At 71.2% G+C, this 23,463-nt stretch carries 17 protein-coding genes; 9 read left to right on the top strand and 8 right to left on the bottom strand.

Annotated elements, in window-relative coordinates; all coding sequences use genetic code 11:
- Window positions 1–3: 3 nt before the first annotated feature.
- The 3 genes from ABD736_RS05615 to ABD736_RS05605 are packed head-to-tail and all read right to left on the bottom strand — an operon-like array spanning window position 4 to window position 2,921.
- Entirely contained in the window at window positions 4–1,092 is a 1,089-nt protein-coding gene (locus ABD736_RS05615; RefSeq protein ID WP_344790758.1) for an Mrp/NBP35 family ATP-binding protein, read from the bottom strand.
- The gene (locus ABD736_RS05610; RefSeq protein ID WP_344790757.1) at window positions 1,089–1,601 is read right to left on the bottom strand and encodes a DUF1003 domain-containing protein; all 513 of its coding nucleotides are present in this window, start codon (window positions 1,599–1,601) and stop codon (window positions 1,089–1,091) included. The genes ABD736_RS05615 and ABD736_RS05610 overlap by 4 nt, the downstream gene beginning before the upstream one ends.
- Window positions 1,602–1,604: 3 nt before the next feature.
- The gene (locus ABD736_RS05605; protein WP_344790756.1) at window positions 1,605–2,921 is read right to left on the bottom strand and encodes a magnesium transporter MgtE N-terminal domain-containing protein; all 1,317 of its coding nucleotides are present in this window, start codon (window positions 2,919–2,921) and stop codon (window positions 1,605–1,607) included.
- Window positions 2,922–2,976: 55 nt separating this feature from the next.
- On the opposite strand from ABD736_RS05605, the gene ABD736_RS05600 reads away from it, so the two are divergent.
- On the top strand, window positions 2,977–3,486 hold the full coding sequence (locus tag ABD736_RS05600; protein WP_344790755.1) for a YflT domain-containing protein: 510 nt from the start codon (window positions 2,977–2,979) through the stop codon (window positions 3,484–3,486).
- A gap of 61 nt (window positions 3,487–3,547) precedes the next feature.
- A complete protein-coding gene (locus ABD736_RS05595; protein WP_344790754.1) occupies window positions 3,548–3,853 on the top strand; it encodes a TIGR02611 family protein in 306 nt (101 codons plus the stop codon).
- Window positions 3,854–3,869: 16 nt separating this feature from the next.
- Here ABD736_RS05595 and ABD736_RS05590 read toward each other — a convergent pair whose 3' ends face one another.
- Window positions 3,870–5,351, bottom strand: a complete 1,482-nt coding sequence (locus tag ABD736_RS05590) for an aminopeptidase P family protein (protein ID WP_344790753.1) — start codon at window positions 5,349–5,351, stop codon at window positions 3,870–3,872.
- A gap of 24 nt (window positions 5,352–5,375) precedes the next feature.
- Here ABD736_RS05590 and ABD736_RS05585 point away from each other — a divergent pair, with 24 nt between their 5' ends.
- Together ABD736_RS05585 and ABD736_RS05580 are read left to right on the top strand one after the other, a co-directional pair.
- Window positions 5,376–6,212 carry a PHP domain-containing protein gene (locus ABD736_RS05585; RefSeq protein ID WP_344790752.1) on the top strand — a complete coding sequence of 279 codons (837 nt, stop codon included), beginning with the start codon at window positions 5,376–5,378 and terminating at the stop codon, window positions 6,210–6,212.
- 180 nt (window positions 6,213–6,392) lie between these two features.
- Complete coding sequence (locus ABD736_RS05580; RefSeq protein WP_344790751.1) at window positions 6,393–9,872, top strand: endo-1,4-beta-xylanase; 3,480 nt, start codon at window positions 6,393–6,395, stop codon at window positions 9,870–9,872.
- A 90-nt stretch (window positions 9,873–9,962) separates the two neighbouring features.
- Here ABD736_RS05580 and ABD736_RS05575 read toward each other — a convergent pair whose 3' ends face one another.
- The gene (locus tag ABD736_RS05575) at window positions 9,963–11,408 is read right to left on the bottom strand and encodes a DEAD/DEAH box helicase (RefSeq protein WP_344790750.1); all 1,446 of its coding nucleotides are present in this window, start codon (window positions 11,406–11,408) and stop codon (window positions 9,963–9,965) included.
- A gap of 91 nt (window positions 11,409–11,499) precedes the next feature.
- Here ABD736_RS05575 and ABD736_RS05570 point away from each other — a divergent pair, with 91 nt between their 5' ends.
- Window positions 11,500–12,222 (top strand): ferritin-like fold-containing protein, encoded by a 723-nt coding sequence (locus ABD736_RS05570; RefSeq protein ID WP_344790749.1) that lies wholly within the window; start codon window positions 11,500–11,502, stop codon window positions 12,220–12,222.
- A 14-nt stretch (window positions 12,223–12,236) separates the two neighbouring features.
- Here ABD736_RS05570 and ABD736_RS05565 read toward each other — a convergent pair whose 3' ends face one another.
- Window positions 12,237–12,530 carry a hypothetical protein gene (locus ABD736_RS05565; RefSeq protein WP_344792212.1) on the bottom strand — a complete coding sequence of 98 codons (294 nt, stop codon included), beginning with the start codon at window positions 12,528–12,530 and terminating at the stop codon, window positions 12,237–12,239.
- A 17-nt stretch (window positions 12,531–12,547) separates the two neighbouring features.
- Window positions 12,548–12,772, bottom strand: a complete 225-nt coding sequence (locus tag ABD736_RS05560; protein ID WP_344790748.1) for a DUF3107 domain-containing protein — start codon at window positions 12,770–12,772, stop codon at window positions 12,548–12,550.
- Window positions 12,773–12,901: 129 nt separating this feature from the next.
- Here ABD736_RS05560 and ABD736_RS05555 point away from each other — a divergent pair, with 129 nt between their 5' ends.
- Together ABD736_RS05555 and ABD736_RS05550 are read left to right on the top strand one after the other, a co-directional pair.
- The gene (locus tag ABD736_RS05555; RefSeq protein WP_344790747.1) at window positions 12,902–15,946 is read left to right on the top strand and encodes an ATP-dependent helicase; all 3,045 of its coding nucleotides are present in this window, start codon (window positions 12,902–12,904) and stop codon (window positions 15,944–15,946) included.
- On the top strand, window positions 15,943–19,212 hold the full coding sequence (locus tag ABD736_RS05550) for an ATP-dependent helicase (protein WP_344790746.1): 3,270 nt from the start codon (window positions 15,943–15,945) through the stop codon (window positions 19,210–19,212). The genes ABD736_RS05555 and ABD736_RS05550 overlap by 4 nt, the downstream gene beginning before the upstream one ends.
- Here the strand turns inward: ABD736_RS05550 and ABD736_RS05545 are convergent.
- Window positions 19,122–20,195 (bottom strand): phosphotransferase, encoded by a 1,074-nt coding sequence (locus ABD736_RS05545; RefSeq protein ID WP_344790745.1) that lies wholly within the window; start codon window positions 20,193–20,195, stop codon window positions 19,122–19,124. The genes ABD736_RS05550 and ABD736_RS05545 overlap by 91 nt on opposite strands.
- A 38-nt stretch (window positions 20,196–20,233) precedes the next feature.
- Here ABD736_RS05545 and nudC point away from each other — a divergent pair, with 38 nt between their 5' ends.
- Together nudC and ABD736_RS05535 are read left to right on the top strand one after the other, a co-directional pair.
- A complete protein-coding gene (nudC, locus tag ABD736_RS05540) occupies window positions 20,234–21,178 on the top strand; it encodes an NAD(+) diphosphatase (protein ID WP_344790744.1) in 945 nt (314 codons plus the stop codon).
- Window positions 21,175–22,878: an ATP-dependent helicase gene (locus ABD736_RS05535; protein WP_344790743.1), complete on the top strand. Its 1,704-nt coding sequence runs from the start codon at window positions 21,175–21,177 to the stop codon at window positions 22,876–22,878. Before nudC ends, ABD736_RS05535 begins: the two co-directional genes overlap by 4 nt.
- Window positions 22,879–23,463: the final 585 nt, after the last annotated feature.

Below are 23,463 nucleotides of genomic sequence, written 5' to 3'. Positions count from 1 at the left end.
AGCTCAGCGGGGGGCCACCCCGAGTCGGCGGCCCGCCAGGTTCCTCGGGCGTGACGCCATCTGCGCGGCGATGGCACCCATGACCTGCGCCGCGGGGTCGTCCGGGGCCGACAGCACGATGGGCGAGCCCTCGTCGCCCCCGACGCGCAGCGGCACCGACAGCGGCACGGATCCCAGCAGGGGCGCACCCAGCTCGGCCGAGACCTGAGCGCCGCCACCCGAGCCGAACAGCTCGCCCGACATGTTCTCGATCACTCCGTAGACCCGCTGCCCGGTCTGCGCGGCGAGCGCCCCCGAGCGCACCGCCACCTCGGCGGCCGCGGTCTGCGGGGTCGTGACGACGAGCACCTCGGCGTTCGGCAGCAGCTGCCCGACCGAGATCGCCACGTCGCCGGTGCCCGGGGGAAGGTCGAGCAGCAGCACGTCGAGGTCGCCGAAGTACACGTCGGTCAGGAACTGCTGGATGGTCCGGTGCAACATCGGGCCGCGCCACGCCACGGCCGACGACGGGCCCTGCCCGCGCGCGGGATCCAGGAACATGCCGATCGAGACCACTTTCACGCCGAACGCAACCGGCGGCAGGATCATCTCGCCGACCCTCGTGGGGCGCGCACCGGCGACTCCGAGGATGCCCGGGATGGAGAATCCGTGCACATCCGCATCGACCAGCCCCACGCGCAGGCCGCGCGCCGCGAGTGCGACCGCGAGGTTGGCGGTCAGCGTCGACTTGCCGACGCCGCCCTTTCCGGAGGTCACGGCGTAGACCCGCGTGAGCGAGTCGGGGCCGAACGGCATCGCCCGCTTCCCGCCGCGCAGCCGCTCGGTCAGCGCCTGGCGCTGCTCGGGCGTCATGACCGAGACGCTCACCTCGGCACCGGTGACGCCCGGCACGCCCATCACGGCGGCGCGCACGTCGCTTTCGATGCGGTCGGCAGCGGGGCATCCCACGATCGTCAATTTGATGGCGACGGATGCCTGCCCCGCGTCATCCACCGCCACGGAGTCGACCATGTCGAGTTCGGTGATCGGCTTGCGGATCTCAGGGTCGATGACGGATGCCAGCGCGGCCGTCACCTGGTCGGCGAGGCTCACGGCGCGGCATCCGCCACGGGCTCGTCGGCCGGGCCCAGCTCGTCGAGCAGCGCGCGCAGCTCCTGCCGGATGAAGTCCTTCGTCGGCACGTCGCGCAGCGCGAGCCGCAGGGCGACGACCTCGCGCGCGAGGTACTCGGTGTCGGCGAGGTTGCGCTCGGCCCGCTGCCGGTCCTGTTCGATCTGCACGCGGTCGCGGTCATCCTGGCGGTTCTGCGCGAGCAGGATCAGGGGCGCGGCGTACGAGGCCTGCAGCGAGAGCACGAGCGTGAGCGCCGTGAACCCGTTCTCGACAGAGTCGAAGTGCAGCCACGACGGCATGAGCGAGTTCCACGCGATCCACACGACGCAGAACGCCGTGAGGGCGAGCAGGAAGAACGGGGTGCCCATCGCGCGGGCGATCCACTCGGTGAACCGGCCGAAGCGGTCGGAGTCACGGCGTGTGCGACCCCTGCCAGAGAGGCCCTTCGGGGCGTCGAGCCCGAGGGACTTGTTGTCGACCCGTGCCATGGGTCACCTCCTTGCTGGACCGTTTCCGACAATTCCGATGCTTCCGGTGCGCGCCGCGGCCGTGCGTTTCAGCGCGGCGTCCTCGCCGTCGCGACGGCGCCAGTCGTCGGGCAGCAGATGGTCGAGGATGTCGTCGATCGTGACGACGCCGACGAGCCGGTCGGTCTCGTCGACGACGGGCACGGCGACGAGGTTGTAGCTCGCGAGCGTGCGCGAGACCTCGGCGATGCTCGCGTCGACGAGCACCGGCTCGAGGCCCTGGTCGACGAGGCCGCCGAGGCGCTCGTGGGGCGGGTGGCGCAGCATCCGCTGATAGTGCACGGTGCCGAGGAAGCGGCCGGTCGGCGGCTCATACGGCGGCAGGGTGAGGAAGACCGAAGCCGCGAGCGCGGGCGGCAGCTCTTCGCGGCGGATCGAGGCCAGCGCCTCGGCGACCGTCGCGTCGGCCGACATGATCACGGGCTCGGTGGTCATGAGACCGCCCGCCGAGTTCGGTGCGTAGTTCAGCAGGCGCCTGACGTCCTCGGCCTCTTCGGGCTCCATGAGCTCGAGCAGGTGCTCGCGCTCGGCCTTGGGCAGCTGGGCGAACAGGTCGGCCGCGTCGTCGGGCTGCATCTGGTCGAGCACGTCGGCGACGCGCTCGTCGTCGAGGGCCCGCAGCAGCTCGACCTGGTCCTGCTCGCCCATCTCTTCGAGGGCGTCGGCGAGGCGCTCGTCGGGCAGCTCTGAGGCCACTTCGACGCGGCGCTCTGCGGGCAGCTCGAGCAGGCTCGTCGCAAGGTCGGCGGGCTTCAGGTCCGTATAGGTCGCGATGAGCTGCTCGGCCGACTGAGGCGCGTCGGCCGGGGCATCCGGTTCGCGCATCTCGTCCCACGCGACGAACTGCGTCGCGCCCTTCGCGAAGGGAGAGGACGAGGTCTTGGGGCGGCGCACGAAGAGCTGCGTCACGTCCCACAGGCCGCTGGGCGCCTGGGTGATCGCGACGTCTTCGATGGTGGCGGTGCCGCTGCCGTCGCGGAATGCCATCTGGCGCCCGAGGATCTCGGCGATCACGCGCACCTCGCCGCCGCGCGGCTCGAAGCGGCGCACGTTGATGAGACCCGTGGTGATGACCTGGCCGGCGCCGATGGATGTCACGCGGGTGATCGACACGAAGACGCGGCGCTTGCCCGGAATCTCGACCACGAGGCCGACGACGCGCGGCGCCCCGTCGCTGCGGAAGACGACGACGACATCGCGCACCTTGCCGACCCGGTCGCCGACGGGGTCGAAGACGAGGCAACCGGCCAGGCGCGCGACGAAGACCCGCTGTGCACTCACGGAAACAGCCTAGTCGGCGGCCCCTTTCGCGACCCCGCGTGCCACTATGGGGGACATGACCAACGCAGGCCCCGTGGGTGGGCGTCGTGGACTTCCGCTTCCGAGCATCCCGAAGGGCGATGTCATCGCCTCGTACGAGACGTATGCCGAGGCGCAGCAGAGCGTCGACGTGCTCGCCAGGGCGGACTTCCCCGTCAACCTCGTGTCGATCGTCGGCAACGACCTCAAGTCGGTCGAGCACATCACCGGCCGGCTCAGCTGGGGCCGGGTCGCGCTCGCCGGCGCTGCGAGCGGTGCCTGGTTCGGCATCTTCCTGGCGATCGTGCTGCTGATCTTCTCGCAGCGCAACGACCTGAGCTTCGAGATCGCGGCGGTGCTGCTGGGCGCCGGCTTCGGCATGCTCTTCAGCCTGGTGTCCTACGCGCTGACGCGCAGCCGCCGCGACTTCACCTCGCAGAGCGCGGTGCTCGCCTCGTCCTACGCCGTCGTCGTCGACCCCGAGCAGGCCAACCGCGCCCGCAACGTGCTCGCGAACGCGGGCCGCGGCACCGGCACGGTGCTCTAGCGCGCACGAGAGCGCACCACGTCGAAGCCTGCTCGCAGGCATCCCGTGGCATGCTCGCGGTGTGACGTCATCGCCGAGCACACACCCCGGTCGCGCGCGAGCCATCGCGCACTTCCGGCTGCGGCTGCGCCGGCACCCGGCACTGCACCTCAGCTATCGCGTGGCGATCGCGATCGTCGGCACGGCGATCATCATCGGCGGCCTGATCCTCGTGCCGCTGCCGGGGCCCGGGTGGCTCATCGTTTTCATCGGCATCGCCGTGCTCGGCACGGAGTTCCGCTGGGCGCGCAGCGTCGGCCGGTGGGTGCGTGCCCAGCTGCAGCGGTTCTGGGCGTGGTGGCGCGCTCGGCGCCGCGGCACCGTGTGACGAACCCTACGAGCGCCTAGGCGCGCAGGCGCGCGATCCAGGCCTCGACCTCGTCGGCGGTGCGCGGGATGCCTGCCGAGAGGCTCTCGACGCCCGACTCGGTCACCACGACGTCGTCCTCGATGCGCACGCCGATGCCGCGCAGGTGCTCGGGCACCGTGAGATCGTCGGGCTGGAAGTAGAGGCCGGGCTCGATCGTGAAGACCATGCCGGGCTCGAGCACGCCGTCCTGGTACATCTCGCGGCGGGCTGCAGCGCAGTCGTGCACGTCGAGGCCGAGGTGGTGGCTCGTGCCGTGCACCATGTAGCGGCGGTGCTGCTGGCCGTCGGCCTCGAGGGCCTCTTCAGCCGTGACCGGAAGCAGACCCCACTCGGCGGTCCGCTTCGCGATCACGCCCATGGCCGCTGCGTGCACCTCGCGGAAGCGGATTCCCGGGCGCGCGACCGCGAACGCGGCATCCGCGGCCTCACGCACCGTCTCGTAGACGAGGCGCTGCGCGTCGGTGAAGGTGCCGCTCACGGGCAGCGTGCGGGTGATGTCGGCGGTGTACAGGCTCTCGCGCTCGACGCCCGCGTCGATCAGGATCAGATCGCCGGGCACGACGGGGCCGTCGTTGCGCGTCCAGTGCAGGATACAGGCGTGCGGGCCGGCCGCCGCGATGGTGTCGTAGCCGACGGCGTTGCCCTCGCCCCGTGCCCGCGTGTAGAAGACGCCCTCGACGACGCGCTCGCCGCGCTCGTGGGCGGTGATCTGCGGCAGGGCGCGAATGACGTCTTCGAAGCCGCGCTGCGTCGAGGCGACCGCGGCACGCAGCTCGGCGAGCTCGAACTCGTCCTTCACGAGGCGCAGCTCGGACAGATCGCGGGCGAGCTGGGCGTCTGCATCGAGATCGGATGCGTCGCCCCGCGCCGCGTCGACGGCGGCGGTCACCTCGGGATCCGCCTCGCGCAGCACGAGCGTGTTCGCGTCGGACGTCGCGACGACCTCAGCGGCCCCCGCAATGCCGGCGGTCGCGATGTCGAGGTCGGCGGCGACCTGCGCGAGAGAGGGTCGCGCGCCGATCCAGAACTCGCCGATCTGCGGGTTCGAGTAGAACTCGTCGGAGTCGCGGCCTGCGCGCTCCCGGAAGAACAGCGCGGCGTGGTGGCCGTCGTCGGTCGGCTCGAGCACGAGCACAGAGTCGGGCTCTGCGTCGGCGCCCCACCCGGTCAACCACGAGAACGCCGAGTGCGCGCGGAACGGGAAGTCGGTGTCGTTGCTGCGCACCTTGGCGCCGCCCGCCGGCACGATCAGCCGCTTGCCGGGGTAGAGCGCCGAGAGCTTCGCCCGGCGCGCGGCTGCATAGGCGGCCTGCTCGCGCGCGGGCGGCACGACGTCGGTGCGCTCGGCCCAGTTCGAGCCGATATACGCGGCGAACGAGGCCGCAGCCGGAAGCGTCGAGCGGTTGGAAGTCGCACGGGGGGTCTTGGTCGTGGTCAGCGCGTCGCTCGTGTCCATACTTCGATTGTCTAGCATTGTGACGTGCCGCACCGGGTTCCCATCGATCTGCACACGCATTCGAGCGTGTCCGACGGCACGGAGACGCCGGCCGAGCTCGTGCGCTCGGCCGCAGCGGCCGGCCTCGGCACCGTCGCCCTGACCGACCACGACTCGACCGCAGGGTGGGCGGATGCTTCGGCCGAAGCATCCGCACAGGGAATCGACTTCGTGCCGGGCATGGAGCTCTCGACGCGTTACGGCTGGAAGAGCGTGCACATGCTCGCGTACTTCTTCGACCCGACGAACGAGGCGCTGGTCGCCGAGTGCGAGCGGATCCGCTCTGCCCGCCGCACGCGCGCCGAGGCGATGGTCGCCCGGATCGCCGAGGACTACGACCTGACGTGGGACGACGTTCTCGCTCACACCGCCCCTGGGGCATCCGTCGGCCGCCCGCACATCGCCGACGCGCTCGTGACGCGCGGCCACGTGCTCGACCGCAACGAGGCGTTCGAGACGCTGCTGCACCCGCGGGGTGGCTACTTCGAGCCGCTCTATGCGCCGACGCCGCTCGAAGGCGTGCGGCTGATCCGCGACGCCGGGGGAGCGCCCGTGCTCGCGCACCCCGCCACCCACGGCCGCGACAACGTGCTCGACCTGCAGTACCTCACCTCGCTCGTCGATGCGGGCCTAGCCGGCCTCGAGGTCGAGCACCGCGAGAACACCCGCGACGGCAAGGCCTATCTGCTCGCGTTCGCGCGCGAGCACGACCTCGTCGTCACCGGCTCGAGCGACTACCACGGGGCCGGAAAGCCCAACCTGCTCGGCGAGAACACGACCTCGCCCGAGGCGCTCGAGCGGCTGGCCGCCGCGGCGGTCTGAGCTGCGGTCCGAGTGCCGGTCCGACTCGCTTTGAAATCGTTATCGGTGAGCCGCACTCAGGTGCCCCTCAAACTGGTACCGTTGCTCAGCCAATAGCGCGCCGGTCCCAACAAATCCCTGCGGGATCGCGCGGTGGCGGCATCGCACACGCACCACACCTGTTGACGCAAAGGAGCGTTCATGAAGGCAGTCCTGCGACGGCGCACGCCGCTCGCGAAGCTGAGCTGGGGGGTGGTCGTCGCCGCGGTGATCGCGGCGCCCCTCGCCGCCGCCCAGACCGCCGCTGCAGCTGACAGCGGCACGACCGTGCTGTCGAGCACGTTCGACGACGGCACCATCGCACCGTGGACCGGCAACGGGGGCGCGAAGCTCAGCGTCGTCGCCGACCCCGACGGCACGGGCAAGTCGCTCGAGGCCACGGGCATCACCGCGGGCTACATGGGGCCCGCCGTCGACCTGACGAAGCTGCTCACGCCCGGCACCGCATACACGGTCTCGTTCGAGGCGCGCCTCGCCGATGCCGCGCAGCCGGCCGACAGCGTGCACTTCACCGTCGATGACGGCAACTACACCTGGATCGCGAGCCCCACGGCGATCACCGCCGACTCGTGGACGACCATCACGGGCAGCTACACGCTGGCCGCGAGCGCCACCAAGGCGAACATGTACCTCGATTCGACCGTCGCCTCAGGAGCGGCGTACCCGAACGTGCTGATCGACAACGTGACGATCACCGGGCCCGCGGGTTCGGGCGGCACGGGCGGCACCGGCTCGACGTGCACCTACCCGACCGGCGACACGATCGTCAGCTCCGACTTCGAGTCGGGCGACGCCGACGGCTGGGTGGCGCGCGCCGACGGCAAGGGCTCTGCCACGGTCTCGGTCACGGACACCCTGGCGCATGGCGGGACGCACTCGCTCGAGGCATCCGGTCGCACTGATCAGGGGCAGGGCGTCGGGCACGACGTGACGTGCCTGCTCGAGCCCGGTCAGACCTACGAGTTCAGCGGCTGGGTGCGGTTCGCCGCGGGCGCGCCGACCGACGACGTGTGGCTCAGCCTCGCGAACACGGCGGGCGGCTCGACGAGCTACACGACGCTGGGGCAGTTCACGAACGTCACGAACACCGGCTGGGCGCAGCTCGACCAGAAGTTCACGATGCCGGCGTCGAGCGACTCCGCTCTGCTGTACGTCGAGACGAAGTACTACAGCGACGGGTCGGCCGGAAACGTCTCGGACCTGTACTTCGACGACCTGTCGATCTCCAAGCCGTCCGCGCTGTCGATTCAGGACATCACGCCGATCAAGGACACCCTGCCGTTCCCGGTGGGCGCCGCGGTCTCCGACCCGCAGATCACCGGCGCGCCCGGACAGCTGCTCGTGAAGCACTTCGACCAGGTCACGCCTGAGAACACCATGAAGCCCGAGGCCTGGTACAACGCCGACCACAGCTTCAAGACGACCAACGCCGATGCCGACCAGCTGATGACCTTCGCGCAGCAGAACGACCTGCGCGTCTACGGCCACAACCTGGTCTGGTACCAGCAGACGCCCGACTGGTTCTTCCAGGACGACCAGGGCAACTGGCTGACCAACAGCGACGCCGACAAGGCGATCATGCGGGCGCGGCTCGACACCCACATCAAGGATGTGGCGCAGTACCTCTCGAAGTTCGGCGCCTTCGGCAGCTCGGGCAACCCGCTCGTCTCGTTCGACGTCGTCAACGAGGCCGTCTCCGACAACGTGGGCGACCCCGACGACCTGCGCCAGAGCCACTGGTACCAGATCCTCGGCCCCGAGTACATTGAGGACGCGTTCAACGACGCGAACAAGTACTTCAACGAGGATGCCGCGCACGGCGGTTTCGCCGCAGACGGCGCGGTGCACCCGATCACCCTCTTCTACAACGACTACAACACCGAGCAGGCCGGCAAGCTCGCTCGCGTGCAGGAGCTCGTGAAGAAGCTGATCGCCGACGGGGTGCCGATCGACGGCATCGGCCACCAGTTCCACGTCACGCTGTCGACGCCGCTGTCGAGCCTGAAGGACGCGATCGACGGGTTCAACGGCATCACGACCGCGAGCGGCAAGCCGCTGCAGCAGGCCGTGACGGAGCTCGACGTGCCGACCGGGACCCCGGTGACGACCGCCAATCAGATCGACCAGGGCTACTACTACCAGGGCGTCTTCGACATGCTGCGCAGTGAGGCAGCCTCGGGTGCGTCGATCTTCTCGGCGACCGTCTGGGGCCTGACCGACGGGCAGAGCTGGCGTGCCAGCTCGGGGGCACCGCTGCTGTTCGACGACGACCTGCAGGCGAAGCCCGCCTACTACGGCGTCACCGACCAGAAGCTGCCCGCGAAGCAGCTCTCGGCGATCGTGTTCCAGCAGTCGGCGACGGATGCCTGGGACCAGCTGCCCCTTCACCCGATCGCGCAGGACGGCTCCTCCGGGTTCCAGCTGCGCTGGGCATCCGATCACCTCACCGCGTACGTGTCCGTGACGGACGGGACGACGGATGCCGCAGACCAGGCGGCCTTCGCCTGGGGTGACGGCACCCAGACCGCGACCGTGAAGCGCGACGGCACCGTGACCGGCACGGGCGTCACCGCGACCGTGACGTCGACGTCGACGGGCTGGAACGCCGTCGTGACCCTGCCGCTCAGCGGGCTCACCACGGCCAGCACCCCGAAGTTCGACGTCACCGTCACGAACGGCACGCACACCGACGACTGGAACACGCCAGGCACGCTCGGCTCGCTGCAGCTCGTCGAGCCGCTGTCGTTCACGACGATTCCCGAGGCGTCTGTCGCCCCGAGCATCGACGGCACGAAGGACCCGGTGTGGTCAGAGGCCTCGAAGGTCACGACGAGCAAGCTGATCTCGGGCTCTGCCGACGGCGCGAAGGCCACGGTGTCGCAGCTGTGGAAGGACGACTACCTCTACGTGTTCGCAGAGGTGACCGACCCGACGATCGACACCACGTCAGGCAATGCCTACGAGCAGGACTCGGTCGAGATCTTCACCGACCTCGGCAACGCGAAGAACGGCTCGTACCGTGCGGACGACGCGCAGATGCGCATCAGCGCCGACAACGCGGTCTCGTTCGGCGCGGGCGACTCGGAGGCCGCGCAGCAGGCGCGGCTGACGAGTGCGACGGCGCGCACGGCGACGGGGTACGTCGTCGAGGCCCGCATCGACCTGAAGGACACCACCGGTGTCGGGAAGTTCGAGGGCGTCGACTACGAGGTGAACGACGGCACCGCCGGTGCCCGCACGGCCAACTTCGGCTGGGCGGAGCAGACGGGCACGGCCTATCAGACGACGTCGCGCTGGGGCGTGGCCGAGCTCGAGGGCCCGGCGCAGTATGCGCCGAAGGTGTCCGTGCAGCCGCACGCGGCCTCCGGCCACCCGGGCGACACGGTCACGTTCACCGCCACGGCCGACGCCAAGCCCGCTGCGACCGTCGTGTGGCAGAGCAAGGCGCCGAAGGCCTCGGCGTGGACCACGATCTCGGGTGCGAAGGCGACGACGCTCTCGGTGAAGGTCAACGCCTCGCTCGACGGCACCAGCTATCGGGCAGTGTTCACCAATTCGGTGGGCAGCACCGCGACGGATGCCGCGACCCTCACCGTCGTGACGGGGAAGCCCGTGAAGTAGGCGGAACCACTGCCCATAACGCAACGTAGGGAGGAGCTTTCTTGAGAAAGCTCCTCCCTACCGTTCGTCTTGGGAGTTTGCGTGCGCCGCCTACGCCGCGGGCGTCGTATCCGTGGGGCGCGAGCCGCCACGGCGACGGCGACGGCGGCGAGGGGCCGCGTTGCCGTCGTGGTGCTCGGCGCCCTGGCCGTCGTGGGTGCCGGCGGCGACGGGCTTCTCTTCTGAGGCGGGTGCGGCCGAGGCATCCGTCGTCGCCTCATTCGTCGTGCGGCGACGCGAGCGCGTGCGGGTGCGCGGCGAGCCGCCTTCACGACCCTGCTTCGCGACCTCGGACTCGACCTTCGGCTTCGGCGTCGTCTTGAGGCGCCCCTTGGTGCCCTCCGGGATGTCGAGGTCGGTGTAGAGGTGCGGCGACGACGAGTAGGTCTCGACCGGCTCGGGCTGGCCGAACTCGAGCGCGCGGTTGATGAGGGCCCACTTGTGCAGGTCCTCCCAGTCGACGAACGTCACGGCGATGCCGGTCTTGCCCGCACGGCCCGTGCGGCCGGCGCGGTGCAGATAGGTCTTCTCGTCGTCGGGGATCGTGTGGTTGATGACGTGGGTGACGTCGTCGACGTCGATGCCGCGGGCTGCGACATCCGTTGCGATCAGAATGTCCTTCTTGCCCGCGCGGAACGCGGCCATGTTGCGCTCGCGCTGCTCTTGGTTGAGATCGCCGTGCACGCTGACGGCCGGGAAGCCGCGGTCGGCGAGCTCGTCCTGCAGCTTGGCGGCGGCGCGCTTGGTGCGCGTGAAGATGACGGTCTTGCCGCGGCCGTTGGCCTGCAGGATGCGGGCGATGACCTCGTCCTTGTCGAGCGAGTGCGCGCGGTAGATGACGTGCTTGATGTTCGCCTGCGTCAGGCCCTCGTCGGGGTCGTTCGCGCGGATGTGGATCGGCTTGCTCATGAAGCGCCGCGCGAGCGCGACGATCGGGCCGGGCATCGTGGCAGAGAACAGCATGGTGTGCCGCACGGCGGGCAGCTGCTGGAAGATCTTCTCGATGTCGGGCAGGAAGCCGAGGTCGAGCATCTTGTCGGCCTCGTCGAGCACGACCTCGGTGACCTGCGAGAGGTCGAGCAGGCGCTGGCCCGCGAGGTCGAGCAGGCGGCCAGGAGTGCCGACGGCGATCTGCGCGCCGTCCTTGATGGCCGCGATCTGGCCCTCGTAGGCCTTGCCGCCGTAGATGGCGACGACCTTCGTGTCGCGGCCGGAGGTGGCGAGCTCCATGTCTTCGCTGACCTGCACGGCGAGCTCGCGCGTCGGCGCGACGATGAGCGCCTTGACGCCCGGCGTCGGGTTCAGCCCGAGGCGCTGGATGACGGGAAGCCCGAAGCCGAAGGTCTTGCCCGTTCCGGTCTTGGCCTGGCCGATGATGTCCTGCCCGGCGAGGGCGAGGGGGATCGTCTGCTGCTGGATCGGGAAGGGCTCGGTGATGCCCTTGGCCGCAAGCACCTCGACGATGTCGTTGTCGATGTTGAGATCTGCGAAAGTCACGAAGTGGATACCTGTTCGGTGTCGGTTCGGCGAGGGAGAATCCTCAAGCCTCCCGCCAGTCTACCTGGGGGATTCTTCTAGACTTCTGGCCGTGCCCTTCTCGTGGTTCCGCCGCCGTCGTCTCAACCTCGAGGCGCCACGCCTCAGGCCGCGCCGCGAGAGGAAGCACACGGTCGCAGCCGACCTCGCCGAGATCGCGCCCGAGCTGCGGCAGTTCCTCGGCCAGGCGGCGTGCGTGCAGCTGGGTTCGTTCGAGCGGCTCTCGGGGCTTGTGGCGGATGTCCCGGGCTTCGGCGCCAAAGAGGCGATCGGCCGCTCGGCGGCGCGCGCTTTCGCACGCCACCAGAGCCTGGTCGCCGAGCTGCGCCGCCTCGGGGCCGATCCCGAGCGCGAGATGACGCCCTATGTCGCGGCGGTCGAGCGCTTCGCCGAGGTCACCAGGGGCCACGACTGGGCCGAGCGGCTGCTCGGCGCGCACATCTGCGGCGGCCTGCTGAACGACTTCTTCGCCGCCCTGTCTCGCGGTGTCGACGCCGACGGCATCAAGGACCTGCCCGCGCTGTTCGCGGTCGAGAAGGACGAGGGCCGTGCCCTAGAGGCGCTGCTGCGCGAGCGGCTGGCGAGTGACCCCCAGCTCGCGGCGCGGCTGGCGATGTGGGGGCGCAGGCTGGTCGGCGATACGTTGCTGATCGCGCGCTCTGCCTTGCGATTGACGGGGGATGCCGACACCGACGACCCTCACACGGAGCCGCTCTTCGCCGTCGTCATCGCAGCGCACACCCGGCGCATGGATGCGCTCGGGCTGACCGCCTGAGGACCGGCTGACGGTCAGGCCGGGAGGCCGTGCCGCGTGACGGAGTCGAGCAGCGCGGCATCCGATCGTGTGCGCAGCCGGCCGACGAGCAGGTCGACGACCGCGACGACCACACCTGTGCCGATCAGCGCGATCCACCAGATCACGCCGCCGTCCCACTTGAGGCCGGCCCAGGTGAGGGCGACCCAGAGCACCATCGCGGCGACGCCGCCGACGACGGGCATGAGAGCCGCGCCGTGGGTGCGGCGCCACGGCAGCGCGTAGCGGCCGACGGCGCCGATGATGAGCCCGGCGAGGGCGATGAACATCAGCTCCACTGGGGGCCTTAGGCGACGAAGCCGACGCGGCGGGTCTCTTCCGCGCCGATCTGCACGTAGGCGAGGCCGGCGACGGGCACGAGGTACTGCGCGCCCTTGTTGTCGGTGAGCTCGAGCACGGGGCTGCCACCGGTGATGGCGGCGCTCACCTTGCTGCCCACCTCGGACGCCGAGTCGTCGGTCTCGAAGCTGAGCTCGCGGGGGGCGTTCAGGATGCCGATGCGGATCTCCACCGTGGTGCCTTTCGTCGTTGACTGCTGACGAGCCTATCGAGTGCGCGCGCGGCGGCGATCGCGTGTTCGCTCAGGGGGAATCGGCCTGTGCGGCGGTCGATGTCGGCGGTGGCCGATACGTTGGCCAGCGTGCAACTCGACGTGTCTCAGCAAGCCGTGCTCGATCTTCCCGTCGAGCGCTCTGCCGTCGTGCTCGGGGCACCCGGAACGGGCAAGACGTCGACCCTGGTCGAGCTGGTCGCGGCCCGCGTGGCCGGCGGTGCCGTGGGCGCCGACGAGGTGCTGGCGCTCTGCGCGAGCCGCACGGCGGCGACCGCGCTACGAGATCGACTGTCGCTGCGGCTCGGGGTCGCGACGCAGGGGCCGCGCGCGCGCACGGCGAACTCCCTGGCGTTCAGCGTCGTCGGCGAGCACGCCGCGGCGACGGGTGCGCCCGAGCCGCGCCTGCTGACGGGCGCCGAGCAGGACCAGCTGCTGGCCGAGCAGCTCGCCGGCGACATCGAAGACGGTCTCGTGAACTGGCCTGAGCACCTGGCCGTCGACGTGCGGCGGCTGGCCGGCTTCCGCGCCGAGCTGCGCGAGCTGATGGAGCGCATGGTCGAGAACCGCATCTCGCCGGCGCGGCTCATCGAGCTCGGCCACCAGCGCGAACTGCCGGAATGGGTCGCGGCCGGCACCTTCATCGCCCGCTACCAGGACACGCTCGACACGTTGCGGCCCGGCTTCGTCACCGCGGCCGAGTTGCTGGCGGATGCCGCGCGGCTGGTCTCCTCAGGCGAGGTCGCCCCGGGCATCCGCCTGCTCGTCGTCGACGACCTGCAGGAATTCACGCGCGCCGGCCTCGACTTCCTCGCCGCGCTCGCGCGCCGCGGGGTGCCCGTCGTGGCGTTCGGCGACCCCGACGTCGCGACGACGACGTTCCGCGGCGCCGACCCTGCCGCCGTGGCGGGCTTCGGGGTGCGGGTCGGTGTCGACGTCGAGCGTCTCGTGCTCACGACGGCGCATCGTCAGCCCGCAGCGCTGCGCGCCGTCACCCGCGGTGTCACCGAGCGCATCGGCACCGCACTCGCCGGTGAGCAGCGGCGGGCCGAGCCTGCCGCAGACGGCGGGGCGCCCGCGGGCGGTGTCGTGCAGAACATCGTCGCGCCGAGCGATGCCGAGCAGTACGCCACGCTCGCGCGACGGCTGCGCGAACTGCACCTGCTCGAGCCGACGACGCCGTGGAGCCGAATGGCCGTGATCGTGCGCTCCGGGCGGCAGGTGCCCGAGCTCGCACGCGCACTCGCCGTGGCCGAGGTACCGACGCGCACGACGGCGGCCGGTGGTGCGCTGCGGGACGACTACGCGGCGAAGCAGCTTCTGACTGCGGTGGGGGTCGTGCTGGGCATCACGCCGCTCGACGGGGCGGTGGCGACCGAGCTGCTGCTCGGTCCGCTCGGCGGCCTCGACGTCGTACAGCTGCGCAAGCTGCGGCTCGCGCTGCGGCATGAGGAGCTCGCCGGCGACGGCAACCGCCCCGGCGACGTGCTGCTTGCCGAGGCCCTGTCCGACCCGGGCTTCCTGGTCACCGTCGAAGACATGGCCCCCGGCCGTGCCGCCCGTCGGCTCGCAGCCACCCTGCAGACGGCCCGCGGGCAGGCCGCGCGCGGCGCCACGATCGAAGAGCTGCTGTGGACCCTGTGGGACCGCAGCGGTCTCGCAGCCACCTGGTCGAAGCAGGCGGCGCGCGGGGGAGTGGTCGGCGACGAGGCGAACCGCGACCTCGACGGGGTCGTCGCGCTGTTCGCCGCCGCCAAGCGCTTCGTCGAGCGCTCGCCGGGGCGGCCCGCGGCCGACTTCGTGACCGAGCTGCTCGAGGCGGCCGTGCCGGAAGACACACTCGCCCCGCGGTCGCTCGCCGACGCGGTGCTCGTGTGCACGCCGGCGGCCGCAGTCGGTCAGGAGTTCGACGTGGTCGCGGTCGCGGCTGTGCAAGAGGGCACGTGGCCGAATGTGCGTCTGCGCGGCTCGCTGCTGCGCCCGCAGCTCCTCGCGGGCGACGAGCCGAACGTCGACGAGCGCACCACCGTGCTGCACGACGAGCTGCGCATGTTCGCGCTCGCAGTGTCACGCGCGAGCCGACTGCTCATCGTCGCGGCCAGCGAAGGCGAAGACCAGCAGGCGTCGCCGTTCCTGCGGCTCGCTGAGGGCGAGCAGGTGCCGGTGGCGGGGCATCCGTTCACCCTGCGCGGGCTGGTCGGCCAGCTGCGTCGTCGGCTGACGAGCGTTCCGACGGATGCCGCGGCCGCGGCGTCGCTCGCGACGCTCGCCGAGGCGGGCGTCGCAGGGGCGGACCCCGACAGCTGGTACGGCGTGCTCGACCCCTCCGTCGAGGGGCCGCTCGTCGATCTCGACGCCGACCCTGAGGCGAGGGTGGCCGTCTCGCCCTCGCGGGTCGCGTCGTTCGAGCAGTCGCCGCTGAAGTGGTTCGTCGACGTCATGTCGGGGTCGTCCGGCGGCCTCGCGACGGGCGTCGGCACGATCATGCACGCCATCATGGAGACCGCAGCGGGCGAGCCGGAGGGCGACATCAGCGTCGACCGCATCTGGGGCGATGTCGAACGGCGCTGGGGCGAGTTGAACCTCGAGCCAGGGTGGGTCGAGCAGCGCGAGAAGCGCCGGGTGCAGAAGATGGCGCAGGGTCTGCACGACTACCTGGCCGACTTCGAGCGCTCCGGCGCGACACTGCTCGAGGCCGAGGGGAAGTTCACGCTGCAGCTCGGGCAGACCGTCATCAACGGTGCGATCGACCGCATCGAGCGACGCGCAGACGGCACGGTCGTCATCGTCGACCTCAAGACCGGCCGGCAGTACCCGACCGGGGCAGAGGTGCCCGAGCATCCGCAGCTCGGCACCTATCAGCTCGCCTATCGCGACGGCGCCCTGCCGAACGACGGCCCGCTCGGCGGCGCGAAGCTCGTCTTCATCGCCCCCGAGACCACGACGACGAAGAAGAGATATCGCGAGGTGCCCCAGCAGGCGAAGACCGACGAGCAGTTCGAGCAGTTCCGGGTGCGCGTGCAGGCGGCTGGGCGCGGCATGGCCGGCGCCGAGTTCGTCGGTGTGCGCACCGATCGCGACAAGTACGACTACCGCATCCACCTCGTGCCTGAGGTGTCGGAGGCAGCAGAGTGATCGATTTCAGCAGCTTTGAACACAGCGCCGACGAGGTCGCGCGGCTGCTCGGCCAGTCCTATTCGCCGACGCCGCAGCAGCGCCGCGTGATCGAGGCGGGCGCCGAGCCGGCGCTCGTCGTCGCCGGTGCCGGCAGCGGCAAGACCGAGACCATGGCCGCCCGTGTGGTGTGGCTGATCGCGAACGGGCTCGTCGCGCCTGGCGAAGTGCTCGGCCTGACCTTCACCCGCAAGGCGGCGGGCGAGCTCGCGGCACGCGTCCGCGGTCACCTCGACCGGCTGCGGGCCTCCGGCGCGATCCCGGGTGCACACGACCCGCTCGACGCGCCCACCGTCTCGACCTACAACTCCTTCGCCAACGCGCTCTTCCGCGAGAACGCGCTCGCGATCGGCCGCGAGGCCGACGGCGTGCTGCTCGGCGAGGCCGCGGCCTGGCGGCTCGCCCGCACGGTGGTCGGCCGCAGCGAGGACCCGCGCCTGCTCGAGACCGAGCACTCCCTCGACAAGCTGACGACGGCGGTGCTCGATCTCGCGCACGCGCTGAGCGACAACGACGTCGCAGACCCCGGGGCGGTGCTGCGCCTCGCCGGCGAGTTCCAGGATCTGCTCGAGCTGCCATCGGGCGGCCGAAACTCGTCCATGGCCGAGGCTGTGAAGGCGGTCGCACTCATCGACGAGCTGCCGCTGCTGATCGACCTCGCCGTCGAATACGCGGCCGAGAAACGGCGGCGCGGGCTCATCGAATACAGCGACCAGGTGGCGTTCGCGCTGCAGGCCGTGAAGCGCCGCGGCCCGGACATCGCCGCGGAGTACCAGAGCCGCTTCAAGGTCGTGCTGCTCGACGAATACCAGGACACGTCGTTCATCCAGACCGACCTGCTCGCCGGGCTGTTCGCGGGGCATCCGGTCATGGCGGTCGGGGATCCCAACCAGTCGATCTACGGCTGGCGCGGCGCGAGCGCCGACAACCTCGACGACTTCTCGCGCGCGTTCGCGGGGGCGCCGGGAGTGGCGCCGACGTATCCGCTGACGACCAGTTGGCGGAATCCGGTCAGCGTGCTCGGCGCGGCCAACCTGATCGCCGCGCCGCTCAACGCGAAGGCACGGGTCGACGTCGAGAAGCTCGACCCCCGCGCCGACGCGCCGCAGGGCGACATCGAGGTGCGCTTCGAGCAGACGATCCTCGACGAGGCGGCTGCGGTCGCCGATTGGTTCGGCACGCAGTTCGCGGCGGCAGGCGCCGAGAAGCCCACGGCGGCGCTGCTGATGCGGTCGTGGAGCAGAACGGATGTCTTCACGAGGGCGCTGCGCGAGGCAGGCATCCGCTATCACGTCCTCGGCCTGGGCGGCCTGCTCGAGCAGGCCGCGGTCGTCGATCTCGTCTGCGCGCTCAAGGTGCTCGTCGACCCCGACGCGGGAAGTGAGCTGCTGCGCCTGCTCGCGGGCGCACGCTGGCGCATCGGGGTGCGCGACATCCAGGCCCTGCGGGGGCTCGCGGGCTGGCTCGAGAAGCGCGACTTCCGTCAGCAGCTGCTCGACGGCGAGGTGCGGCAGCAGCTGCGGGGCTCCGTGGCGGAAGACGAAGGGGCCTCGATCATCGAGGCGCTCGACTTCATCGGCACGGCACGGCCCGACCACGGCGCTCTCGCCGATTTCTCGCCCGTCGGCCTCGGGCGGCTGCGCGCGGCCGCGAAGCAGTTCGACGAGCTGCGCGGCCGCCTCGGCCTCGAACTGCTCGATCTCGTGACTCTCGTGATCCAAGAGCTCAACCTCGACATCGAGGTGCGCGCCAACGAGTCGGCGACCGGCGGCCAGGCCGGGCTCGACGCCTTCCTCGACCTCGCCCGCGGCTTCACCGCGAGCGACGACACGGGCGCAGGAGTGCTCGCCTTCCTCGACTGGCTCTACGAGGCCGAAGGGCGCGAGCGGTTCAGCCCGCGCACCGACCCACCCGAGCCGGGCTCGGTGCAGGTGCTCACGATCCACGGCTCGAAGGGGCTCGAGTGGGACCTCGTCGCCGTGCCGCGCATGGTCGACGACGAGCTGCCCGGCTCGTACCGCGACGGCGCCGGCTGGGTGCGCTTCGGCAAGCTGCCCTTCGACTTCCGCGGCGACCGCGCGGCGCTGCCGGTGCTCGGCTGGCGCGCGGCCACGACCCAGAAGGAGTTCCTCGCCCACCTCGACCAGTTCAAGGCAGAGCTGCGCGAGCGGCACCTCGACGAAGAGCGCCGCCTCGCCTACGTCGCCGTCACGCGCGCCCGCGAGCGGCTGCTGCTCTCCGGCGCGTACTGGGGCGGCCAGACCAAGCCGCGGCAGCCGAGCACGTACCTCACCGAGCTGCGCGATGCCGGATTGATTCGAGCGGATGCCGTGCCTGAGCTCGCCTCGGACGAGAACCCGCTCGACGCCGAGCTCGCCGACCCGGTGCTGTGGCCGAAGAACCCGCTGCGGGGGCGCGAGGCCGCGGTGCGCGCCGCGGCGGAGGCCGTGCGGCACCGCCTAGAGCTCGGCCCCGGCGACCCGGCGCGCGACGTCGGCCCGTGGCGCGACGATCTCGAGCTGCTGCTGCGCGAACTCGAGCAGCGTCGCAGCGGCACCGCCGAGCTCGAGCAGCCGCCGGTGCGCATCCCGGCCTCGCGCTACAAGGACTTCGTCAGCGACCCGGCCGCCACCTTGCAGAGCCTCAAGCGGCCGATGCCCGAGCGGCCGTATAAGGCGACGCGCATCGGCACCCTGTTCCACGCCTGGGTCGAGCGCCGCGCCGGCGTGTTCGGGCAGACCGAGGTCATCGACGCCGCCGAGTTCGAGCGCGACGACCTGACCCCGGAGAACGAGGCCGACGCCGACCGCCTCGCCGAGCTCAAGGCGACTTTCGAGCGCAGCGAGTGGGCCGGCCGCGCGCCCGTCGAGGTCGAGATCGAGATCCACGCGCCGCTCGCGGGGCACGTGTTCGTCTGCAAGCTCGACGCGGTCTACCGCCTCGACGACGGGCGCACGCAGATCGTCGACTGGAAGACCGGCAAGGCGCCGACCGACGACGACGACCTCGAGCGCAAGCAGTTCCAGCTCGCGCTGTACCGGCACGCCTACGCCACGTGGACGGGTGCGGACCCGGAGACGATCGACGCGGTGTTCTACTTCGTAGCCGACGACCGGGTCATCCGCCCCGAGCGCATCTACTCGTCGTCGGAGCTGGAGGAGCGCTGGCTGTCGACGTTCTCGTCAGAGGCGCTGTCCTCTTCGACCGGCGCTAGCCCCTCGGCGTGACCGGGCCGGTCTGACAGCAGCTGCTCGACCTCGGCGGCGTCGAGCACGGGGCTCGTCGCCTGCTCGAGCGGGTCGACGCCGTTTTGGTGCACCCGCTCGACGAGCGTGTCGAGCATCGCCTCGGCATCGGCGATGATCGCCTGGTCGTGCAGCTCGTGGCCGTGCATCAGCCAGCGCGCGAGGTCGAGCTCGGCGTGCAGCAGAGCACGGTGCTGCAGGCGGGGGTCCGGGGCGACCTGGCGGCCCATCTCGTACCACGAGAACACCGCCTCTGCGGCATCCGGCTGCGCCCCCATCACCCAGGCGAGGTCGCGCGCCGGGTCGCCGATCGACAGCGCCGACCAGCCGATCACGGCACGCACCGAGGTGTCGTCGACAAGCAGCGAATCGGCGGAGAGCGCCCCGTTGATGACGGTCGGCAGGAACCGCCACAGCGACTGATCCGCGGCGGCCTGATACCACCGGCTGCGCAGCGCGGCCGGAAGCGAGCCGGTCTGCTGGGCGCGGTCGATCACGGTCATGACGGCGCGCTGCGCGTCTTCGGCGGTCTGCTGCGGCAGGCCGGCTTCGAGCACGAACCCGCTCGGCAGCGAGTGGATCGCCGCCACGGCCTGCCCGGCGGCCACGGCGATCTCGCCGTGCACCCGCTCGAGCTCGAGCGGCTTCCCCGGCAAGAAGTCGTAGACGACGGCCCGCGAGCCGTCGAAGGGCGCCTGACCGAGCGCCGTCGGCACTTCGAAGGGCAGGCGAGAGCGGATGCCTCCGCTGAGCGCGCCGAGCGCGATCAGGTCCGCCGCCTGCTCGGTCTCGGCCGCCTGGGTGCGCGGCACCCGGATGATGAGCTGGCGCCCCTCCGCCGTCTTCAGCAGCGCTGCGTCGTAGTCGCCGTGTTCCCCCGTCGTGTGCTCGCGCGTGGCGACCACCTCAAGGCCGGGAACCGCCGCCGTGGAGAGCGCGGCTAGAGTGAGTGGGGTTCTGGCCATGCCCTTCAGGGTAGGCCCGCGCGGTCGAAGGGACACGGATGACACGTCGCACGGCGCTCGAGCCGCTTCCGGGGCTCGTCGTCGATCGCGACGGTGAGCGCCGCGCCCGACCCGAGCTGTTCGACGAGCTGCTGGCAGACCCCGCCACGCGGATCCTGCCGCTGTGGCGCGGGAAGTCTCTCGTGACGGTCACCGAAGGCGAAACATCCCTCGACCTCATCGAACCGGACCGCCAGACCACTGCGCTGGTGCGTGTCTATCTGGGCCGCACGACGGACGGCGACGTGCCGGTGATCGCGGTGACGCTGACGGATGCCGCGGCCGCAGAGCTCGAGCCCGACGAGTCCCGCTGGGTGACTCTGCGCGAGGCGGGAACGACCCTCGGCGAGGTCGACTACGCGCTCTTCGTCGAGGCGGTCGCGATCACGAACTGGCACGAGTCGCACACGCACTGTCCGCGCTGCGGCACCCCGACGGTGGTCGAGCAGGGCGGCTGGGTGCGGCGCTGCTTCGTCGACGGGAACGAGGTGTTCCCGCGCACCGACCCGGCGATCATCGTGCGCGTGCTGGACGGCGCCGACCGGATCCTGCTCGGCAGCAACGCCATGTGGGAGAACAACCGGTGGTCGATCCTCGCGGGCTTCGTCGAGCCGGGGGAGTCGTTCGAGGCGGCCGTGATCCGCGAGGTGCAGGAGGAATCCGGTGTCGTCTGCACCGCCCCGCGCTACCTCGGCTCGCAGCCGTGGCCGTTCCCTGCGTCTGTCATGATCGGCTTCGAAGCGCGCGCCGTCGCCCAGGGCGATGTGCCGACCACGCCCGACGGCGACGAGATCCTCGCGCTGCGCTGGTTCAGCCGCGACGAGCTGTGGGCAGAGCGCGACGACCTGAAGCTGCCGGGCGGCGCCTCGATCGCGCACGCGATCATCACCGAGTGGTACGGCGGCCCCCTCGATCAGCCGCCGCCAGGGGCCGCCGCAGCATGACGCCCGACGAGCTGCTGAACGGCCTCGACGCCGAGCAGCGGGTCGCCGCCGAGGCGCTGCTCGGCCCGGTGTGCATCCTCGCCGGGGCGGGCACCGGCAAGACCCGCGCGATCACGCACCGTATCGCCTACGGCGTGGCGACCGGCGCCTACGCGCCGAACCGCGTCATGGCGCTCACCTTCACGACCCGTGCCGCCGCCGAGCTGCGGGGCCGCCTGCGCTCTCTCGGCGCCGGCGGCGTGCAGGCCCGCACCTTCCACGCCGCGGCGCTCGCGCAGCTGAACCACTTCTGGCCCGTGGTCGCGGGCGGCCGCATGCCAGAGCTCGCGCCGGGGAAGGCGCGCATCCTCGGGCACGCCGCGCAGGTGCTGAAGCTCAAGCTCGACACCGCGACGCTGCGCGACGCCGCCTCGGAAATCGAGTTCCGCAAGGTCAGCGGCTTGAGCATCGACGCCTACGGCAAGGCCGGCCGGCCGACGCCCGGAAACCTCCGGCCCGACCAGCTCGCCGACCTGATGGCCGCCTACGAGACCCTCAAAGACGAGCGCAAGCTCATCGACTTCGAAGACGTACTGCTCGTCACCGCGGGCATGATCGAGTCGGAGCCCCAGGTCGCGATGCAGGTGCGCGAGCAGTACCGCTTCTTCGTGGTCGACGAGTACCAAGACGTCTCGCCGCTGCAGCAGCAGCTGCTCGAGCTGTGGCTCGGCGACCGCCGCGATGTCTGCGTCGTCGGCGACGCGAGCCAGACCATCTATTCCTTCGCGGGGGCGTCGAGTGGATTCCTGCTCGGCTTCGAGCGCCGCTGGGAAGACGCCACCGTCGTGCGCCTCGAGCAGAACTACCGCTCGCAGCCACCCATCGTGGCCGCCGCGAACGAGCTGATGCGTGGGCGCCAGGGCAGCCTGGTGCTGCACTCCGCGCACGCCGACGACGAAGCGCCCGCACCGACGCCGACCGTCACGAGCCACCCGAACGACCCCGCAGAGGCGGCCGCGGTCGCGGCATCCGTCGCCGCATCGATCGCCGCGGGCGTCGCACCCGAGACGATCGCCATCCTCTACCGCGTCAACGTGCAATCGGGCGCGCTCGAAACCGCGCTCGCGCAGGCGGGCGTGCCGTATCGCATCCATGGCGCCCAGCGCTTCTTCGACCAGCCCGAGGTGAAGCAGGCCGTGCTCGCGCTGCGCGCGGCCTCGGTCACGGTCAGCGGCGAGCCGCTCTTCAAGTCGGTCTCGGACGTGCTGAGGTCTCTCGGCTGGAGCCAGAACCCGCCGGAGGCCGCAGGCGCCGTGCGCGACCGGTGGGAGAGCCTCAACGCTCTGATGACGCTCGCCGACCAGGCCGCCCCCGGCACGAGCTTCCGCCGGTTCACCGACGAGCTGCTCGAGCGCCAGGCCGGCCAGCACGAGCCGACCGTGCGCGCCGTCACTCTCGCGACGCTGCACAGCGCGAAGGGCCTCGAGTGGGACGAGGTGCACATCATCGGCCTCAGCGAGGGTCTCGTGCCGATCTCGTACGCGAAGACCTTCGAGCAGGTCGACGAGGAGCGCCGCCTGCTCTACGTCGGCATCACGCGGGCGAAGCGGCGGCTGCGGCTGAGCTGGTCAGAGAGCGGCGCCGGGCGAGCAGGGGCACGTCAGCCGTCGCGCTTCCTGGCAGAGCTCGGCACCCGCATCGAGCGTGCGGGGCGTGCCTGACCCGCAGCTCCGTCCCGTCTGGGGCGAGCTCGACCGTGCCGTCGACCAGTTCCCGAGACCCGTCGAGCAGGTGCGCGAGCAGTTCGCCGACGATGCGAAGCGAGACGGATGCCTGAAACCGGCCGGCCTCGACAGGGGAGCGCTTCTGCGCGAGCTGCGCCACGATGATCGGCCACGCGGGGTCGAGGTCGGCGCGAGCCAGGTCGAGGCACGCGAGGCAGGGGCCCACGCCGGGCTCGACGAACGGCCCGATGCGGGCGCTGCGCTCGCCGAAGACCACCCCGAGGTGCGGCAGGTCGCGCCGCAGCCACGCCCCGTGCCTGGCCGTCGGGATGCCGTAGCTGCCGAAGACGATGGCGGCGTCGAGGCCCTGCGCGGTGTCCGGCTCCGGCAGCCGATCGGCGAGCTGCACCCCGAGCCCGCGCAGCATCGCCGCCACCTGGCGAGCGGCCGGGCCGTCGCCGTCGACGGCCACACGCAGGCTCGCGGGCGAGCGAGGCGGAGCGGCCCGCACGGGTTCGTCGGCGAGCAGCGCCGGCCGCACTGCCGCGAGCAGCGCGGCCGCGTAGTCCTCGCCGACCCCGG

The organism is Gryllotalpicola daejeonensis (genome assembly GCF_039538145.1).
GTDB classification, from domain to species: Bacteria; Actinomycetota; Actinomycetes; order Actinomycetales; family Microbacteriaceae; genus Gryllotalpicola; species Gryllotalpicola daejeonensis.
This window is presented reverse-complemented; position numbering and strand designations above follow the sequence as displayed.

Excerpts from the sequence above, each read along its gene's own strand:
- ABD736_RS05565 (WP_344792212.1), bottom strand. The coding sequence starts at position 12,530 with ATGTTCATCGCCCTCGCCGGGCTCATCATCGGCGCCGTCGGCCGCTAC.
- ABD736_RS05590 (WP_344790753.1), bottom strand. The coding sequence starts at position 5,351 with ATGGACACGAGCGACGCGCTGACCACGACCAAGACCCCCCGTGCGACT.
- ABD736_RS05580 (WP_344790751.1), top strand. The coding sequence starts at position 6,393 with ATGAAGGCAGTCCTGCGACGGCGCACGCCGCTCGCGAAGCTGAGCTGG.
- ABD736_RS05545 (WP_344790745.1), bottom strand. The coding sequence starts at position 20,195 with ATGGCCAGAACCCCACTCACTCTAGCCGCGCTCTCCACGGCGGCGGTT.
- ABD736_RS05600 (WP_344790755.1), top strand. The coding sequence starts at position 2,977 with ATGACCAACGCAGGCCCCGTGGGTGGGCGTCGTGGACTTCCGCTTCCG.
- nudC (WP_344790744.1), top strand. The coding sequence starts at position 20,234 with ATGACACGTCGCACGGCGCTCGAGCCGCTTCCGGGGCTCGTCGTCGAT.
- ABD736_RS05535 (WP_344790743.1), top strand. The coding sequence starts at position 21,175 with ATGACGCCCGACGAGCTGCTGAACGGCCTCGACGCCGAGCAGCGGGTC.
- ABD736_RS05610 (WP_344790757.1), bottom strand. The coding sequence starts at position 1,601 with ATGGCACGGGTCGACAACAAGTCCCTCGGGCTCGACGCCCCGAAGGGC.